This is a genomic window from Providencia sp. PROV269, assembly GCF_028477785.1.
In the GTDB taxonomy this organism is placed as follows: domain Bacteria; phylum Pseudomonadota; class Gammaproteobacteria; order Enterobacterales; family Enterobacteriaceae; genus Providencia; species Providencia rettgeri.
In genome coordinates, this window is sequence record NZ_JAMPLV010000005.1 from 251287 (window position 1) to 269804 (window position 18518).

The following is an 18518-nucleotide window of genomic DNA, read 5'->3' on the forward strand; positions in this document are numbered from 1 at the left end:
TTAAAAATAACTCGTAGAATGATTAATAGCTCGGTACGAAAAATGGAAATTAGCTGCTTTCATCGACGAGTAAGTATTGTTTTACAAGTAAATAATCTCTTTTCTCTCACATTTATAAAGCAGAATAAAAACTGCTTAATAAAATATAAAATTTTAGTTAATTAATCTTTGATTACTGACCTGACGGATAATAAATAATTTTTTATTTCACCTATAGAATAAAAGCATTATATTTATCTAAAAAAATTAATATGTTAGGCCGATTAATTTAGATATGATTGACCTTTTTTGACTAAATGGGGAAACGTTCATGTCCACTCGTAAGTATTTAACTCAACAGGAAATATCTCGACTTTTAGCTGCTTGTCATTTGTCGCGACATCCCGAACGTAATTCTTGCTTAATTTATATGTGCTTTATACATGGTCTAAGGGCAAGCGAGGCCCTATCACTAAAATTATCTGATCTTAACTTAGAAAGTAATGAGCTTTATGTACATCGTTTAAAGAATGGTTTTTCAGTTAATCACCCACTGATTGATGAAGAGATCCCACTCATTAAAGCTTGGCTAAAAACTAGAAATACATGGAAAGGGAAAGAAAGTCAGTGGTTATTTTTATCTGAAAGAGGGACTGCGATGACTCGTCAGCGCTTTTATCAACTTTTTTCACGACTTGGTGAGCTAGCTGAGCTAACCCTAGGTATTCATCCCCATATGTTACGACATGCATGTGGTTATGCATTAGCGGATAGAGGCGCCGATACACGTCTAATTCAGGATTATTTGGGACACACAAATATACAACATACCGTACGATACACAGCAAGTAACCCAGCAAGATTTCGGGGAGTATGGTGAGATAAAGGCGTTAAAAGAGTTGTCAAAATGCACCAAATTGACAAACGTAATGAATTAGGTGCATCTTAAGTTAAATGAAAATACACGTCAAATACGTAGCGTGTAAATAACGCTATGTATATATTACTAAAAATAAGCACATTCCATTATTAAAAGATCATTGAATTTATTAATTTTTTCACACGTTAAAACTCTCCGTAACATCTCAAACTTACACATTGTAATATTCTGAAATGTTTTATTTGGAATAATCTTCCGATAGATTTAAAAATAAAATATAAAATATAAGTTAATAAGTAATTAACGAAATATTTAACTAACAATATACAACTATTGTCAATTTGGTGCATTTTGACAACAGTTAAATTAATAAATCATTCAGTTTCATGAGGAGGATTTTATGCAATCTAACTTATCTCCTAAAGAAATTGTTGGGAGCAATATACATAAAGCTCGCCGAGCTAAAGGGCTAAGTGGTTCTGAGCTAGCTGACTTACTTTTATGCTCACAGCAGCATGTTTCACGTATTGAGCGCGGCGTTATTCGACTACACCTAGAGCAAATTAAGCAAATTGCGAACTCACTTGATATTGATATTAATTGTTTATTAGATGGCGTTGGATTTCAAAATAACTCAGTAAATTATATCCATAATATGGAATGTTATTTTAAAGCTGAAGGATGGTTTTCAGGATCTAGTCAATTTATGAAATAGGCTTAACCTTATGTCAGAAAATATAATAAAACCAACATTTAATATTATTGTAGGAAAGAAAATAAAAAGATATAGAAAAGAAATGAAATTAACTGCTGAGGAGTTAGGGAGATATATCGGCGTAAGTCAACAGCAAATTTCCCGTTATGAATCAGGAATTAATCATATTAATATTGATTTTCTTTCTCAATTATCTGAGTTATTTAAAGTACCAATTCAATTTTTTTTAATAGAAGACTAAATATATTTTTTAATTATTAAAATTTAATTTTTAGTATTTGATTTTTTTAAATCAAATACTAGTGCTTTGTTTTTTCCAGTTCATTGCAAATAGAGTGTCTGCAATGAGCAATGAAAATTGACACTCATTCTTTATTTAACAAAAAACATAGGACTTTATATTCATGAAAATGAAATCTATTGCAATGGCAACTTTTATGGCTCTGGGTTTAGCTTCTGCAGCAAATGCTGCTGATCAAGGCCACGGTAAAGTAACGTTCAAAGGCGCTATTATCGATGCTCCATGCTCAATCTCTCCTAGCTCAATCGACCAAACAGTTGAATTAGGCCAAATTTCTAACATGGCATTAGTTGATGGCGGTAAATCAACTCCACGTCCATTCGAAATCACTTTAGAGAACTGTGATATCACTAAACTGACTAAAGGTGTTCAATTAACCTTTAGTGGTGCTGCTGCATCTTTCGACAATACCAATAAAACACTGGGTATTGTTGGTACTGGTGCTGGCGCTGGTGTTCAGATCACTAATGGTAGCGGCAATGTGGTGACTTTAGGAACAGCTGCACCATTCCAACAAGTTCAAAATGGTAACAACACACTGAATTTCGCTGCTTACTTAAAAGGTAATGGTGGCGATATCGACACTATCACTGCCGGTGACTTTAGCTCAGTAGCGGATTTCACTCTGTCTTACGAGTAATTCATCTTGAGCCAACAAATTAATTTGTTGGCTCATTCCGACTGAATTGGGTGTAAGAGAGGGAGCAATGAATAATTCGATAACCAGTGGAGTGTTTTCATTGATCTTAAGTATAGGCACGTTGGCTGCGGTATCAACTGCACATGCTCAAGGCTCAGTGAGTATGAATGGAAGCATTATTGAAACAGCATGTGCAATTGATGTCGGCAGCCGTGATCAAACTATTGATATGGGAAGTATTGCGCTGACTCAAATTCGCCGTGATGGGCAAGGACCTGCTCGCCCTTTTGTTATCCGATTAGTGAATTGTGTTCTTGAACGCCAAAATCCTGACAAACCGAATTGGCAATATTTTCGCGTAACATTCGATGGCTCCCATGATAGGGGGTTATTTGGTGTAAACGGACAAGCTCAAGGTGTTGGATTACAAATTCAACGTGAGGGAGATGGTGAAATTGCCATACCAGGCCAAGGAATGTCAATGAGCGCACTAACAGCTGGAACAAAAGATCTCACCTATCGGCTACGGTTGGTGGCGAATAACCGCCCATTGGCATCAGGTCAATACTACAGTCAATTACGTTTCAAACTGGATTATGAATAGTCGGTTCCTCTAAGAAATGAAGATCTCCTTTGTAGGACGAGCTTCGTGAGCGAAATGACATTACGGATAAAAGAACGCAAAAGAAGGTCGAGATGATGACCCTGAATTTCATTCACACGCCTGTGTTACGGATAACTCGGCCTTGCAGATTAGGGCTTTTAGTCGCGTTGGCTATTAGCTGTGGTGGTCACGCATCCGATATTACATTTAATATGGATATGCTAGACGTCAATGATCGTAACAACATTGATTTAAGCCAATTTGCGCGTCCAGGCTATCTCATGCCTGGTGAATACAGTTTTACGGTTTTCTTAAACAAGCAAAGCATGCCGGAAGAAACTGTCTTTTACTATGCGCCTGAAGGTGAGTCGGATGAAAGCCTCCCTTGCCTGAACCCTGCTTTAGTTGAAAAATTCGGTATCAAGCCTGAATTGATGTCGACATTGAAGTGGTGGCACGAAGGACAGTGTCTATCACTTGAAAGTTTACCCGGAACTGAGGTTAAAGCCGACCTTGCGACTTCGGCTATGTATATTAGTTTGCCGCAAGCCTACCTCGAATATACCGCTGAAAATTGGGATCCTCCCGCACGCTGGGAAGAAGGGTTACCCGGCGCATTGTTTGATTACAACCTAAATGCACAAGTGGGCCAGCAAACCCGCTCTGGACAACAAACCAACTACAGTACCAGCGGTAATGGGGTTGCTGGTGTTAACTTGGGTGCTTGGCGTGTTCGCGCTGACTGGCAAATGCGTATTGATAAGCAGCAAGGACAAAGCACGACCACATCACTAGATTGGACTCGTTATTATGTCTACCGAGCAATCAAATCATTAGGTGCAAAACTCACTTTAGGTGAGGATTATTTAACCTCTGATATTTTTGATAGTTTCAGATTTACAGGGCTTAGCCTGGTTACCGATACCAATATGCTTCCACCCAATCTACGTGGATACGCACCAGAAATTACTGGGGTCGCAAAAAGTAATGCGACAGTTATTGTGAGCCAGCAAGGACGAATTATTTATCAAACTCAAGTCGCTGCGGGTCCATTTCGTATCCAAGACTTGAATGATGCATTAGCTGGGCAAATCGATGTTGAAGTTAAAGAACAGGACGGCTCAACACAGAATTTCACTGTCAATACTGCAAGTGTTCCGTATTTAACACGTCCGGGACAACTGCGTTACAAATTAGCCGCTGGGCGCCCAACAAATTGGCGCCATCATGTTAGTGGCGATACCTTCGCAAGTGGCGAGTTCTCTTGGGGAGTTAACAACGGCTGGTCACTGTATGGGGGTGGAATTGGTGCGGAAAACTATGCATCCGCGGCTATAGGGATTGGTCGTGACTTAATGGTATTCGGTGCATTGTCATTCGATATCACTCATGCTCGGGCGCATCTAACCAACTTAAGTGATATTGGCAACAAAACGTATCGTGGGAGCTCATATCGTTTAAGTTACTCTAAACGTTTTGATACCTATAACAGCCAAGTGACATTTGCAGGATATCGATTCTCTGAGCAAGGTTTTATGAGTATGTCTGAGTATTTGGATGCGCAGGAAACAGGTGCTCGCCAATACAACAGCAAAGAAATGTATACCATCTCTTATAACCAACAATTTTCAGAGTTAGGACTAAGTGCGTTCATTAACTATTACCATCAAACCTATTGGGATCAACCCGATAACGACCGCTATAGTATTTCGTTAGCGCGCTACTTTGATATTGGTAAATGGAAGAATCTTAGCCTCAACTTGACGGCCTATCGAAATCGTTATCGTGAAAGTAATGATGATGGCGTATATGCGTCACTCACCGTGCCTTGGGGTGAAAAAAGCTCCGTTAGTTATAACAGTAGTTGGGATAAAAATGATAACTCACAACGTGTGAGTTACTACAGCACCATCGATGAGAGAAATAACTATCAGCTAAGTACCGGATGGGCGCGTTCAGGTGCGCTCGTGAGTGGCTATTACACTCATCAGGGGGACTTAGCACAGCTCAACGCAAACGCAACGTACCAACAAGACCGTTATCGGTCTGCGGGGTTCTCTTTGCAAGGTGGTTTCACCGCAACAGAGAAAGGTGCCGTACTGCATCGTGGTAGTCAAATTGGCGGTACTCGCATATTTGTTGATACCGATGGTGTACCTAATATTCCACTACGTGGTTACGGCTCTATTGTGCGTACCAACCGCTTTGGACAAGCCGTTATTAGTGACGTGAATAGCTATTACCGTAACCAAATTAGCGTTGATTTGAATGCATTACCAGATGAAGCGCAAGTGTCTCAATCTATAAAGCAAGGCACTTTAACAGAAGGGGCAATTGGCTACCGTCAATTTGATGTTGTCGCAGGAAACAGTGCGATGGCGTTGTTAAGGCTATCGGACAATAGCACACCACCTTTCGGAGCAATAGTCTTAAACGGTCGTGGTCAGCAAGTCGGTATGGTGGGTGATGATGGAAATACCTATCTTACTGGTTTAAATGCAAAAGATACCTTGCAAGTTCGTTGGGATGACCAAGTGCAGTGTGAAATCACACTCCCTAATACCTTGCCAGAAGATGAATATTTACAGGCAAGCTGGTTACTACCGTGCCACAAACCGGGAGCAAAAGCCGCATCGCCAGCGACCATAAAGACACAATCAGCGAGTCGTGCATTAGAAGCAATGCCGAAAGCAGCAGAACTTGTTGTGCCTGCAGTTGAAAGAACGGCGCCAAAGGAACCAAGTCGCTGGTTACAAAAATAATAAAAATGGTGGTACGCAAAGAGCGATGAGTGCTCCTTAACCATAGAAGATAACAATATGATGAATAACATGATGAAAAACAAATTGATGAACAAAAAAAATGCCCATAGAGCAGTATTCGCATTGGCTGGCGTTGTGTTGACTTCAACAACGCTATCTTCTGCTCAAGCGGCAGTTGCATTAGATAGAACTCGAGCGATTATTGCGGGAGACGAAAAATCGATCAGTTTAAATATCAGCAATGAAAACAAACAATTACCTTATCTCGCTCAAGGTTGGGTGGAAAATGAGAAAGGTGAAAAAATAAGCGATCCATTTACGGTATTGCCACCGGTGCAACGTGTTGAGCCAGGGGCAAAAAGCCAAATCAAAATCCAAGCACTGCCAAGTGCAGCGGCACTGCCGCAAGACAGAGAATCCGTGTATTACTTTAATTTGCGTGAGATCCCACCAAAAAGTGATAAGCCCAATACACTGCAACTGGCGTTACAGACACGTATCAAATTGTTTTATCGACCGAAAGCAATCATTCCGACACGTGAGCAAATGGATAACCCATGGCAGGAAAAAGTGACTCTTACTCGCCAAGGTAACCAGTATACGATTAATAACCCAACTGCCTATTACGTTTCTTTTGTCGATGCTGTTCCCAACAAAAATGGACAAACGGTCGCAGGGTTTGAGCCAGTGATGGTGGCACCAAAAAGCAGCAAAGCACTGAACGTCAGTGCAGACGCATTAGGTAATAAACCTGTGCTGACCTATATCAATGATTACGGTGGTCGTCCAACACTGTCGTTTACATGTCAGGGAAATAGCTGCCATGTGGTACCTGAAAAAAAATAGACTGATTTGAAATGTGCGATGAGATAGCAGGAGAATATCATGGCAAACACAAGCAGGATGCTCCGTTATGTGGGCTTAGGAAGTTTAGCGCTGAATTTATTCAGTAACATGGCGATGGGAACAGCTCTAAATAAAGTTGATAACTGGGATGTAGATGGTTCACATGGCACGCTATATGTCCATGGGGCCTTGACGGAAAGTGCTTGTCGTTTAGCAATGTCATCAGCATATCAAACTATTAATTTAGGTACTGTGGGAATCGGACAGCTTCAGCATGTCGGGCAAACAGGTAATCCTGTTGCGATTGAGCTACGTTTAGAAGATTGTCTAAGTGGTGAAAGCCGCAGCCGCACTGCACAGGGGAATCTTTTGTGGAGCCAACAAATGCCTTCAATGAAGATCCGCTTTTTGGCTCCTATAGATACTCAAGACCCGCGCTTGGCAGCTGTTATCGGTGTTCAGGGGATTGGCCTGCAATTAAGTGATGCAGCGCGTTCACCAATTAACTTAGGTGAGTACAGTACACCACAGTTGGTTTCACCTGGACAAAACCAATTAACTTACTATGTAACGCCGGTACGTACCTCCGCTCAACTAAATGCTGGAGCTTATCAGGCGTTAATTAGATTTCAGGTAAGTTATGAATAGGAGCATGGAGATGAGAGGAACTTATTTTCTTACGATATGCTTTAAAGCGCTTGTCCTCGCTGGGGTAATTCTCTTTGGTGCTCTGATTTCACTCAGTTTTTCTTACAATGCTATCGCTGCAAACCTAAGCACTAATATCCAAATCCGCGTGACGGTATACGGTGAGCCGGAATGTACCCTTGGCGGTGCAACAACGACTTCGGTAGATTTTGGCGATATACATCAGGCAAAGATTGATGGTGCTTATGGGCGCTCACCTATTAATTACAACTTGATATGTAATGGCTTATATAAGAATACATTAAAGATGACGCTGAAATGGACTGATAGGCAAATTAATGGTGAGTCATCCGTGACAACCAATCTCCCGAATTTAGGTATTGCCATTTACCGTGATGGAACCCGCCTTAGTAATGGTGCGACATTCAATTTTAATTATGGAAGTTCGCCTGCTTTGTATGCCGTCCCCGTTAAGCCTACAGGAGTAAACTTAACATCAGGTGGGGATTTTACGGGCAATCTTACGATGGTATTGGATTACCAATAGGATGATATCAATGAAATTATTCCGTTATCTTCTCTCGGTCTGCATGATGCTTAGCCTGTTTAGCCAAAGCCAAGCAGCAACACTTGGTATCCAGCTAAAAGGTCGATTATTGGTGACACCGCCCGAGTGCATTTTGAATAACAACCAACAAGAAACTATACATTTTGGCGATATATTGCTTCCGCGTATTGATGGAGTTCAATACAAGCGTACTGTACCGATGAGACTCAGCTGCACAAATCTAGCGAAAAACGCTATAAAGCTCACGCTTGTCGGCGATGGAACATCATTTAATAGCAATGGCGCATTAAAAACGAGTAACCCAAAACTCGGGCTTTCCTTTTATGTGAACAATGCTAAGCAAGTTATTAACCAGCCTTTCAATGTGTTATATACAGCGCTGCCAACCTTGGAGGTTGCTCCAGTAAAAAACAGTAATGCCAATTTTACCAATACCGATGGCGGATTTTTTACAGCGCTGGCAACACTGAAAATTGAGTATCAGTGAGAATGATTATGTGGAATAACAATCAAATTAAGCATTGGATGGCAGGATTTATAATGGTGATGTCCATATCTTCAGCGCAAGCAAATTGGGCATTTGATGGTACGTTAATTATTCCTCCTGTTTGCCAATTAAGCCATGACGACCCGATAAAGGTTTCATTCGGTAAAGTCGGTGTACGAAAAATCAATGGTACCGCCTTCAAGCAATCTATTCCTTTTCAATTAGATTGTGTTGGCGATATGACACAACCGTGGGATATCAGCTTGTTATTCGGAGGAACACCTGCGGGAAGTGGATTTGATAATGCGACATTAAGAACGGTGACACCGTTGAATAATGGCAAATTAGGCATTCAAATTCAGAAAAATGGCCAACCTCAACCATTGAATGAACCCTTTTTGATTAATGCGGCTTCACTACCATCCCTTTCAGCGGTTCCTGTCATGCGCTCAGGAAGCGAACTCGTAGGGGATAATTTTACTGCATCAGGCACGTTAACCATTATTTTTGAATAGGAGGCGGCAGTCATAACTATGAATATTAAACGTAATATGAGCTTTGCCTTTGGCTTATGGTTTTTGGGTGCCACTGCCGCTTTTTCTGCAAATGTGGAATTTGATGGCACGCTAATTGAAGATGCTTGTGACGTTTATCCTGGCGACGAATCGATTGAATTAGATTTCGGAACGATCGTGGATAAATACCTGTATCTGAATACTCAAACAAATAGCCAACCTTTTACCATTCGCTTAATCAATTGCGATTTAGCGTTAGGCCATGAAGTGAAAGTCACATTTATGGGCGCAGAAAGTTTGGCTTTACCTGGTTTATTAGCGTTAGATGCTGGAAGCCAAGCAACAGGTGTGGCGGTTGGTATTGAAAGTATTTCCGGTACAGCAATCAAAATTAATAGTGGCAGTTATACCCAAGGGTTGTATACCGGAAATAATAATGACCTACGATTTCAAGCGTATGTGAGAGCTGAGCCAGTTGCATTGCAAAATAAATCAATTGTGCTCGGTTCATGGGCTGCGAGTGCCACGTTCAAATTAGATTATGAGTAAATCATTATGTATGCGAAAAAAGCAAAAATATACGGAATGTTAAATACAAGCCGTTTGAGTATTTTATTATTAATCATCGCATTAGCGTCTCTATTTCCTTCTCGTCCTGCCAATGCGATTGCGTATGTAATGCCTGTGAGTATGACCTCTGGAGCTTGGCCTCGTGTTGAGATGGACATTCTTTCTTGGAGTGAAGCAAGTGGTGTTACTAACCCTTGTTATGGATCAACCGAGTGCTGGGTAGGCCCTGATGTTCTGTATGCATCTGGTGCGCCATCGTTGAGTGGATCTTGCTTAGATTATGGTAACTGCATTCGAATTAACCAGTATCGAACAGCGGAAGAAGTCGCAGCGGCTTTTCGTAGTGCAAAAGGAATTCCTTATCGTGCATCGTTTGTCATTGATAGCCCAAATGCGACTTGTATTGGATTATTCTATGTTAACCATAAACCAACCCCGGGAGTTAGGAATGCAATCCAGTGGCCAGGTAGCGTCTGTGGTAAAATTCCACCTACAAATCAAACATGTAGTATTTCTTTGCCTGCTTTTGTTAATCACGGGGCGCTCAGTAACACGAGTTTAAATGGTAAAACAAACTCAGTTTCTGGCAATATCACTTGTACACAGGCGACAAATATCAATTTATTTGCTCGTTCAACCACGGGTGAGCGTTATGTATATTTAAATTCGACTTCTAACTTTTATTCAAATCCATTAATTAATAATCAAAATGGCTGGAATGGCGCGAACATGAACATTTCTGGGAATAATGCGGCGAATTCATTTACATTCACTTCTGAATTACATGCATCAGGAACGGTAACACCTGGGTATTACACTGGAAATGCAGTCGTCATTATTGCATTTAATTAGTTAATCAAAACCTTCTAACCCAATTCACTGACTTGATAGTTGAGTAGCGTATTTTTTAATAAAATACGCTGCTTTTATGAATATTAATTAGTTTTGCTTTTCATATCTGGGCACTAATATTTCTTTCAGTGCCTGATTTATCAACCTTATTACTAATAATCCAATCAACGGTTACTGCGACAAAAATATTCACATACCCATACTATCATTGATGATAGTTTTTGATAAAAGGATGAATAATGGCCCTCCAATCAATAAAAAAATCCCTTAAACCGAAGAGTAACGAAAAGTTTAAGGGATAAATGCGCGAGTCTAATTAGAAGTATAAGAAGTAGAAAGTTACAACAAGGTTAACTATTGCGGCAACTGCCATTGGGATTGCCGTCCGTTTTACTATTTGAAACGGTGAAACCCCTGCAATCCCTGCAATTGCAACAATTGCTGCAGTGATAGGTGAAACTGTACGTCCAAAGCTTGTCATGATCTGCATTGGTAAAATGAGCGTCACCACATCCACTTTGAGAAAAGCAGCAATTTTCGGTGTCAATGCAGCAAAAGAGAAGAATGCTGCATTCCCTGAGCCCATTAGGAACGCCGCAAGTGCAAGGATGGCGCTCATAACAATAATCATCGCCCCGATACCAAAGCCAGCATCTTGAGCAGCACTAATTAACGTATCCACCGCTCCACTTTTGAGTAATCCATTTGCGAAAAACTCCCCTGAAACAATCAAAGAAACCACTAAAACAAACTGTTTCCCCATGCCTTCAAAGAACAACATAAAGCTGTCCATGACGGCTTTCGCATCACGTAAACGGACGTATTCAAAAATCAGTGCAATGACAGTGCTGATGATCATCGCAGTGGTGACTTCCAACTTAATGTATGGATGTAATAATGGGCTAAATCCGATAATTAAGATCAATGGAATAACTGGTAACAACGCATAAGACAATGGAACTTTATTACCGCTATCTTCTTTAATAGAATCAATTTTGCTCAAATCAAAAACAAACCCCTCACGCTTATCCCACCAACGCTGGATAAAGAAATGGGTGATTGCCACTGCGATAATAATAGGGATAGTTACGGGTAATTGATACTGAACAAAGTAAACGGCGGGTTCAATATCTGCTGTTTTCGCTGCCATAATGACATTACCGGAACCGGGTCCATGGTCAATAAATTGGCAACAACCGATAACTGCTAAAGCAGAAAGCGGGCTGATACCTGAACGAATTAATATTGGGTACATAGTCACCATTAGTAGCATCCCCAACCCGGCATGGCTTGGAATGAAAATAACGAGAATTTGCGTTACTAAAAATGAAATCACTAATAACAAATAAGGTGATTTAATAGTCTTTAGTGGTTTTTCAAAAATAGCAAATAATGCGCGACTTGCCCCCACATGCTCCATATAACGGGAGAATCCAGCAATCGCCATTAATGTTAACCCTAGACCTGCTAATCTAGAACTCATGATATCAGTAAAAATTTGGAAGATATCAAAGTACTTAAAATGCGTAGTTTTGTTTTCTGGTAACAATGAATTAAGATCTAAAGATGCGGTTAGGAGCAGCAAAAGCAAGCCCCCTAGCAACAAGACTGGCTGAGGCTTATAACCTCGAGCCAGCAGGTAAACAACCAGCGCTGTAACTAGCGCGGCAATGATTAAACCTGTCATAGAAGAATTCCCCAGTATTGGTGCAGCTTTATTGTTATTGGTTTAATGTTGAAAATGCTTGTGTAATATCGGATATCAAATCATCCACAGACTCCAAGCCAATATGTAAACGAACAAAAGGCCCGTGGCCTTCACGCCAATCTGATGCTGTTCTTGCACCGACTACGTTAGCGGGTAGTGCGAGGCTTTCGAACCCACCCCACGATGCACCGATACCAAACAGGGCTAAAGCATCAATAAAGTTTTCTGTTTGCTTCGCGGTATATTGTTTTTTGAATTCAATGGTTAATAAACCGTTACTACCTTTGCAGTCACGCTTCCATAGATCATGTCGCGGATGAGATGGTAATTCAGGGAACCAGACTTTTTCCACTTCAGGACGCGTTTCCAGCCATTGTGAAATCGCTAACGCGGCTTTGCCATGCGCAGCTAATCGCTGCCCTAAAGTCCGCATTCCTCGTAAAACTAAAGCTGCATCATCGGGGCTACTGGCTTGACCTAAAGCTTCTGGCAAGGCACCAATTTGTTTCCAAGCTTTTTCTGTCGCGACCATAATTCCCATCATCACATCAGAATGCCCGCAGAGGTATTTTGTTGCTGCAATTACAGAAACATCCGCGCCTAATTCTAGTGGGTTATAAAGCCATGCTGAGCCCCAAGTATTATCAACGCCGACAGGGATATCTCGTTCATGTGCGATGCGGCATATTTCGGGTAAATCCAACATTTCATAAAGTAATGAACCTGGGGACTCAACAAAAATAAGCTGTGTATTACTCTGAATTTTTTGTTCAAAATCTGAGCCATCTGTTTTAAAGAAGCTATAGGCAATATTGTTTGGTTTTAAAAAAGCATCGGCAATTTTGCGCACAGGCTCATAAACCGAATCCACAAACAATACATGCCCACCACTATGTACATAGCCCATAATAGTGACGGCAATCGCGGCTAGACCTGTAGGAAATAACTGTGCTCTATAACCTCCTTCTAATTCAGTCACCAAGCTTTCAAGTGCAAATGCTGTTTCTGTACCTCGCGCACCGTAACTTAAAACACGTTCCGTTGCGCGGCGATCGCGAACATCACGCCAGCTTTTAATTGAATCAAAAACAATAGTGCTCGCTCGCATTACTGGTGGATTGATTGGTCCTGATGTTGTAATAGTTTGTCGTCCACTATGTATCAATTTTGTATATTTATTTAATGTCATTATTTATTTCTCCAAATATAGGAATAGATCCCCTGATAATTAAAAGGAAGATTATTTATTTTTAATAATTTTTAATTCATATTATGTATATCAAATTACTTTTCTTTTAAAACATGTCTTATTTAAAAAGATGATCTTCATCATACAAATGAGCATTAATTAAATTAATGAAAACTTAAGAGAAAATTAAGAATTAAAATCGATAGATAATAAACAATAAATAAAAATACAACACATTGATTTTAATGAAATTATAAACACATAAGAAAGCCTTTAATTAACATTAATCTTATTAAGGTGTTTATTTTTATTATTTGTTGCATAAATAAAGAAACTCTCTAACAAATAATTGCTTTTTAATTTTCAATATTATTCTTACACAGGGGAATATTATGGGTACTAGTGTTTTTGATTCGGTATTATTAAAGAACTTATGGTCTACAGAAGAAATGCGAGCTATTTTTTCTGATAAAGTCAGAATGCAAAATTGGCTTGATTACGAAGCAGCATTAGCAATTGAACAAGCTGAATTAGGCTTGATTCCAAAGCAAGCTGCGAAGATCATTGCTGATACAGCAAAACTGGAAAAATTAGATATGGATTTCATCTTAGAGCAAGTGCGTTTAACTCGTCACCCACTTGTTCCAACCATCCGTGGTTTAGAACATGCTTGTCCTGAACATTTTGGTGAATACGTCCACTTTGGCCCCACGACACAAGATGTTATGGACACAGGCTTAGTGCTTCAACTTAAAGAGGCTCATAACGTTTTTTTACGTGATATCAAAATATTAGGGCGTTCTTTATTATCGTTAAGCGAAAAGCATCGCAATACACCAATGGCAGGACGAACCTTAGCCTTACAAGCCTTACCGATTACCTTTGGACACAAAACTGCAATTTGGTTAACGGAATTAGCACGCCATTATCAACGATTAAAAGAAATCGAACCTCGCTTATTCGTTGGTAGCGTTGTTGGCGCTGTTGGAACTAAGGCCTCATTGAGCGACAAAGCAGATGAGCTTGAAGTTCGTGTATTAAATCGGCTCGGTTTAGGCACCCCTGAAATCTCTTGGCAACCCGCTCGCGACCGATTTAGTGAATATGGCATGCTGATTGGTTTAATTAGCGGCACGTTAGGAAAAATTGCCAATGAAATTTTATTATTAGCTCACAATGAAATTGATGAACTTTCAGAGCCTTTTAGTAAAGGTCAAGTTGGCTCCTCAACGATGCCACACAAGCGTAATCCTGCCATTGTCGAAAATGCAGCATGTGTCAGTAATACATTGAAAGCTAATCTTTCAGTGCTTACCGACATGATGAAACACCAACACGAAAGAGATGGTGCGATTTGGAAGATGGAATGGAAAGTGATGCCAGAAATGTGCCTGATGCTTTCGGTGATCTTCGATAACATGAAAACGGTATTAGAGGGATTAAACGTGCATGTCGATAAGATGCGCCAAAATTTAGATATTTTAGGTGGATTTATGCTCGCTGAGCGCGTCATGTTTGCTTTATCAGACAAAGCGGGTAAACAAACTGCCCATGAAATTGTTTATGAAGCTTCTATGTCTGGCCAAGAAGAAGGCATCACTTTTATTGAGGCCATTAACCGTGACACGCGCATTCGTGACCATATAACGCAAGAAGAACTTGATGCCCTATTAGATCCAACGACCTATGTGGGAAATGCTCCTGAACAAGTCACTCGAGTAATAGAACAAACCAAAGCATCCGGTTGGCTTAATGACTAATTCATTTTAGCAAAGTTTAAATCTTTACTTTCTTAAAGCCAGTCAAGTGCTGGCTTTTTCATTCACCGGAGGTATCTATGACATTAAGCCAACAGCTAAGCCAATTTATCACATCCCTATCATTTTCTGATATTCCACCGCAGGTTGTTGAACGCGCCAAGTATCATTTACTCGATACATTAGGCGTTGCACTTGCCGGAAGTCTCCAACAAAGTGCAACACAATGCCGTAAGGGAGTCGCTTATTTACCTGATCATCAAGGAAAAATTCCAATTTGGGGAAGTAACCAAACCGTTTCAACTACCACCGCCGCTTTAGTAAATGGTATTTCTGCACATGCATTAGATTTTGATGATACACACACCGACTCAATCACTCACGGTAGTGCCGTACTTACCCCTATCGCCTTTGCACTCGGCGAACATTTACAAGCAACAACGCAAGAGCTCATTACTGCATGGATTATTGGCTGGGAAGTTGCTGCCAGAGTGGGATTAGCAAGCCACAGCGGGTTCCATCAACGCGGCTTCCATTCTACAGCCATAGCTGGTATTTTTGGCTCGACAGCTTGTGCATCTTCATTACTTAAATTAACTCGGGAACAAACGGTTCATGCTCTTGGACTAACAGGAAGCCAAGCCAGTGGTGTTGCTGAATACCTAACCAATAGCTCGTCTGCAAAATGTTTTCATGCGGGCTGGGCTGCGCAATCAGGCATTATTGCAGCTTGTTTAGCTAAAGGCGGAATGACAGGGCCAGAAACTATTTTTGAAGGGCGCTATAGCCTGTACCAAACACATGGTCTTCGTGAAAATGCGCATCCCGAGCAAGTCACCCAAGACTTAGGTAATATTTGGCAGTTCATGAATGTTTCCATTAAACCCTACCCTGCTTGCCATTTTGCTCATGCCACTGTCGATTGTGGGAGACGATTATTACAACAAGGAATAACCCTCGAGCAAATTGCTAAAGTAGAATGCGTTGTCGATCCCGTTGCAGCTGCCTTAATTTGTGAGCCACCAGAACAAAAATGGGCTCCTCAGAGTGCCTATGCAGCGAAATTTAGCCTCCCGTGGTTGTTTGCCGCAGGCTTTATCGAAGACAAATTAACATTAAGTTTGCTCTCAGCCCAAAATTTACAGCGAACAGATATCCAAAACCTCGCGAAAAAAGTCAGTTATCGTTATCCCACTGAAAATGAAATTCCTTTTCCAACCTATTTTCCCGGCTTAATTTTTGTCACATTAACTAATGGTGAGACAATAACGGAACGACTAGATATCCAATACGGTAACCCACAAAATCCAATGTCGTTGGAGGATATTGTGAGCAAATTTTATGACAATGCAGAGTTGGTAATGAAAAATGAACAAGCTGCGCAGCTTGCTAAAAGTGTATTGTCCTTCGAAACGAAAACTATACAGGCTATCACACAGTTATTGCGTGTCGGTATTTAATAATACCGACTAACGAATAGAAGCCCACACTAAATGGGCTTCTATTTTTCTTTCCCCTTATTATTATTCATTTAACTGAGCAATAATTTGCTGTAAATGAGCAATAGCAACATCATTGAGAGGTTCTTGTGGAAGGATCGGGTCACCAACATTAAATCCTTGAATGTTTAAAGATGCTTTAATACATGATGCTAATGCATATTGCGTAAAAGCTTCGTTGATTTGCCACATTTCTTTCTGTTTTGCTAACGCTGTATCCCAATCCCCTCTAGTGGCCAACTCATATAGTTCAACACATTGTTTTGGCAATACACAGGCAGGACCCGCCATCCAGCCCACGCCACCTAATTTAATGACTAATAAAGGAATATGAGCTGAAGCACTAAAAATTTTAACTCGCTCACCGAAGGTGTTGAGCATTGTTAATAACCTTCCAGTATTACTCGATGCATCTTTAACATATTCGATATTAGGGATATAACTTAATTCATTCAAAAGAGAAATTGACAGCACATCCCCTAATAAACCAGGATTGGTATAGACCGTCATCGATTTTTCAGGAAAAGACTCTGCTATTGTCTGGAAATAACTCAATTGAGCTTTGTCACTCAGAGGGTACATTTTTTGGGATATCAGTACCATACCATCCACACCTAACTTGGCATATTGCTCTGCTTGTGAACACGCATCTGATGTTGAGAAACCGGCGACCCCCGCTAATACGGGTACCCGCCCCGCGGCTTGATCAACCGTAATGCGAACGACTTCATTTCGCAATTCTTGTGACAAATATGCGTATTCACCTGTACTCCCTAACGGACTCAACCCGTGAACTCCGCTCGAAATAAGATGTTCAATTAGATGACGAAGGGATGATTCAAGAATAACCCCTTTAGCTTGGTCAACTGGTGAAACAAGATAAGGAAAAATACCGTGAAAATGGGTCATAATCACTCCTAATTTTAGTTGTTATGGGAGATAACGTCTGTTTGTTCATTTTTTAATGAGTTAAAAAGAATTTGGGCGGCTTTAGTTGGACTTTTTGAGTTGAGGTACAAGTTATATCGAATTGCCGGAAGTGCTGGTAGCCCTTCATCTTCACCGAGTATGCGTAAATCCTCCCCTGAAAGCTCAATTGAACGCGCCATAATGCCCAATCCCGCCCTAACCGCAGCACGTGCACCAGATAATGTTGTTGCCATGTACGCAATTCGCCAAGGTATTTGCTGTTGATCGAGGTGATTGATCATCATCTCACGGTAAGTGCTCGGTTCATCTAGCACAACTAATGGCAGTGGCTGCTCTAAATTAAAGGTAAAATGCTTCCCGCAATACCATAGCGAAGGGGAAACACGTAAGACAATTTTAGGGTAACCAACATGTTCCTCGGTTGAAATGGCCAAATCGAGTTCATTATCCTCTAACATTGACATAAGAAATGGGCTACGTTTGACAATAATATCCATGATCAAATTTGGATAAGCCCCTGAAAATCTGGCTAGTAAATCAGGTAATATGGTATTCGCTGTGTCATCTGGCGAACCAATTTTTAATACCCCGTCAATTTCTTCATAAACTAGCGATAAACATGCCTCATCATTAAGCCGCAGAATACGACGGGCATAGCTCAATAGCTGTGTACCAGAATCTGTCAATGCTTTGTTTCTGCCTTGCCGCACAAATAACTCCTTGCCAATGAGTGACTCCAACCTTTGCATTTGTTGACTCACCGCTGATTGCGTTCGGCAAACAGATTCTGCAGCGGCGGCAAAAGTTGCACCATCAACAACCGCAATAAAAGTACGAAGTAAGTCAAGCTCCAAATTAAAAATAGGGCGTTTAGCAGCTGGCATTTTAGTTATCTCTTTTCTTAAGGTATAAGATATCATTAAACAAGAGTGTTTAATTTACATACTAAGAAAAAAGCCTTAAAGAATCTATGTTAGAGCTCAATTGTTTGGCTCTAAATTGTAGCTACTTAATAATAAATTTGGCCACTTGAATATCCGCCATAACACGTTAATCTTGCAGAATTAA

At 40.6% G+C, this 18518-nt stretch carries 19 protein-coding genes; 15 read left to right on the forward strand and 4 right to left on the reverse strand.

Annotated features, from left to right (window positions below):
- Positions 1-310 precede the first annotated feature (310 nt).
- From PR683_RS09135 to PR683_RS09195, 13 genes are all read left to right on the forward strand, one after another.
- Positions 311-859, forward strand: a complete 549-nt coding sequence (locus PR683_RS09135) for a tyrosine-type DNA invertase (protein ID WP_004907617.1) — start codon at positions 311-313, stop codon at positions 857-859.
- 400 nt (positions 860-1259) lie between these two features.
- Complete coding sequence (locus PR683_RS09140; RefSeq protein WP_004907614.1) at positions 1260-1574, forward strand: helix-turn-helix domain-containing protein; 315 nt, start codon at positions 1260-1262, stop codon at positions 1572-1574.
- Positions 1575-1584: 10 nt separating this feature from the next.
- Positions 1585-1815: a helix-turn-helix domain-containing protein gene (locus PR683_RS09145; protein WP_109912789.1), complete on the forward strand. Its 231-nt coding sequence runs from the start codon at positions 1585-1587 to the stop codon at positions 1813-1815.
- 163 nt (positions 1816-1978) lie between these two features.
- Positions 1979-2515, forward strand: a complete 537-nt coding sequence (locus PR683_RS09150) for a fimbrial protein (protein WP_004907609.1) — start codon at positions 1979-1981, stop codon at positions 2513-2515.
- Between the two features lie 67 nt (positions 2516-2582).
- Complete coding sequence (locus PR683_RS09155) at positions 2583-3119, forward strand: fimbrial protein (protein ID WP_004907606.1); 537 nt, start codon at positions 2583-2585, stop codon at positions 3117-3119.
- A gap of 92 nt (positions 3120-3211) precedes the next feature.
- On the forward strand, positions 3212-5881 hold the full coding sequence (locus PR683_RS09160) for an outer membrane usher protein (protein WP_272581754.1): 2670 nt from the start codon (positions 3212-3214) through the stop codon (positions 5879-5881).
- Between the two features lie 69 nt (positions 5882-5950).
- Entirely contained in the window at positions 5951-6727 is a 777-nt protein-coding gene (locus PR683_RS09165) for a fimbria/pilus periplasmic chaperone (protein WP_272581755.1), read from the forward strand.
- 39 nt (positions 6728-6766) lie between these two features.
- Positions 6767-7375, forward strand: coding sequence for a fimbrial protein (locus PR683_RS09170; protein WP_272581756.1), 609 nt, complete (start codon positions 6767-6769; stop codon positions 7373-7375).
- Positions 7376-7385: 10 nt separating this feature from the next.
- Positions 7386-7922, forward strand: coding sequence for a fimbrial protein (locus PR683_RS09175; protein ID WP_226538001.1), 537 nt, complete (start codon positions 7386-7388; stop codon positions 7920-7922).
- Between the two features lie 10 nt (positions 7923-7932).
- Complete coding sequence (locus tag PR683_RS09180) at positions 7933-8430, forward strand: fimbrial protein (RefSeq protein WP_004907589.1); 498 nt, start codon at positions 7933-7935, stop codon at positions 8428-8430.
- A 2-nt stretch (positions 8431-8432) separates the two neighbouring features.
- The gene (locus tag PR683_RS09185) at positions 8433-8945 is read left to right on the forward strand and encodes a fimbrial protein (protein WP_117162616.1); all 513 of its coding nucleotides are present in this window, start codon (positions 8433-8435) and stop codon (positions 8943-8945) included.
- A gap of 18 nt (positions 8946-8963) precedes the next feature.
- Positions 8964-9494, forward strand: coding sequence for a fimbrial protein (locus tag PR683_RS09190; protein WP_004907582.1), 531 nt, complete (start codon positions 8964-8966; stop codon positions 9492-9494).
- Between the two features lie 6 nt (positions 9495-9500).
- The gene (locus PR683_RS09195; RefSeq protein ID WP_004907580.1) at positions 9501-10367 is read left to right on the forward strand and encodes an MrpH family fimbial adhesin; all 867 of its coding nucleotides are present in this window, start codon (positions 9501-9503) and stop codon (positions 10365-10367) included.
- 316 nt (positions 10368-10683) lie between these two features.
- On the opposite strand, the gene dcuC is transcribed toward PR683_RS09195, so the two are convergent.
- Positions 10684-12054, reverse strand: a complete 1371-nt coding sequence (dcuC, locus tag PR683_RS09200; RefSeq protein WP_004907576.1) for a C4-dicarboxylate transporter DcuC — start codon at positions 12052-12054, stop codon at positions 10684-10686.
- Between the two features lie 34 nt (positions 12055-12088).
- Entirely contained in the window at positions 12089-13264 is a 1176-nt protein-coding gene (gene metC, locus PR683_RS09205; RefSeq protein WP_004907573.1) for a cystathionine beta-lyase, read from the reverse strand.
- A 392-nt stretch (positions 13265-13656) separates the two neighbouring features.
- Here metC and purB point away from each other — a divergent pair, with 392 nt between their 5' ends.
- Both purB and PR683_RS09215 read left to right on the forward strand, forming a co-directional pair.
- Positions 13657-15024, forward strand: coding sequence for an adenylosuccinate lyase (gene purB, locus PR683_RS09210; protein WP_115168062.1), 1368 nt, complete (start codon positions 13657-13659; stop codon positions 15022-15024).
- Between the two features lie 77 nt (positions 15025-15101).
- Complete coding sequence (locus PR683_RS09215) at positions 15102-16481, forward strand: MmgE/PrpD family protein (protein WP_004907570.1); 1380 nt, start codon at positions 15102-15104, stop codon at positions 16479-16481.
- Positions 16482-16544: 63 nt separating this feature from the next.
- Here PR683_RS09215 and PR683_RS09220 read toward each other — a convergent pair whose 3' ends face one another.
- Together PR683_RS09220 and PR683_RS09225 are read right to left on the reverse strand one after the other, a co-directional pair.
- Positions 16545-17429, reverse strand: a complete 885-nt coding sequence (locus PR683_RS09220; RefSeq protein ID WP_117162619.1) for a dihydrodipicolinate synthase family protein — start codon at positions 17427-17429, stop codon at positions 16545-16547.
- A gap of 14 nt (positions 17430-17443) precedes the next feature.
- Positions 17444-18334: a LysR family transcriptional regulator gene (locus PR683_RS09225; protein WP_004907568.1), complete on the reverse strand. Its 891-nt coding sequence runs from the start codon at positions 18332-18334 to the stop codon at positions 17444-17446.
- Positions 18335-18518 lie beyond the last annotated feature (184 nt).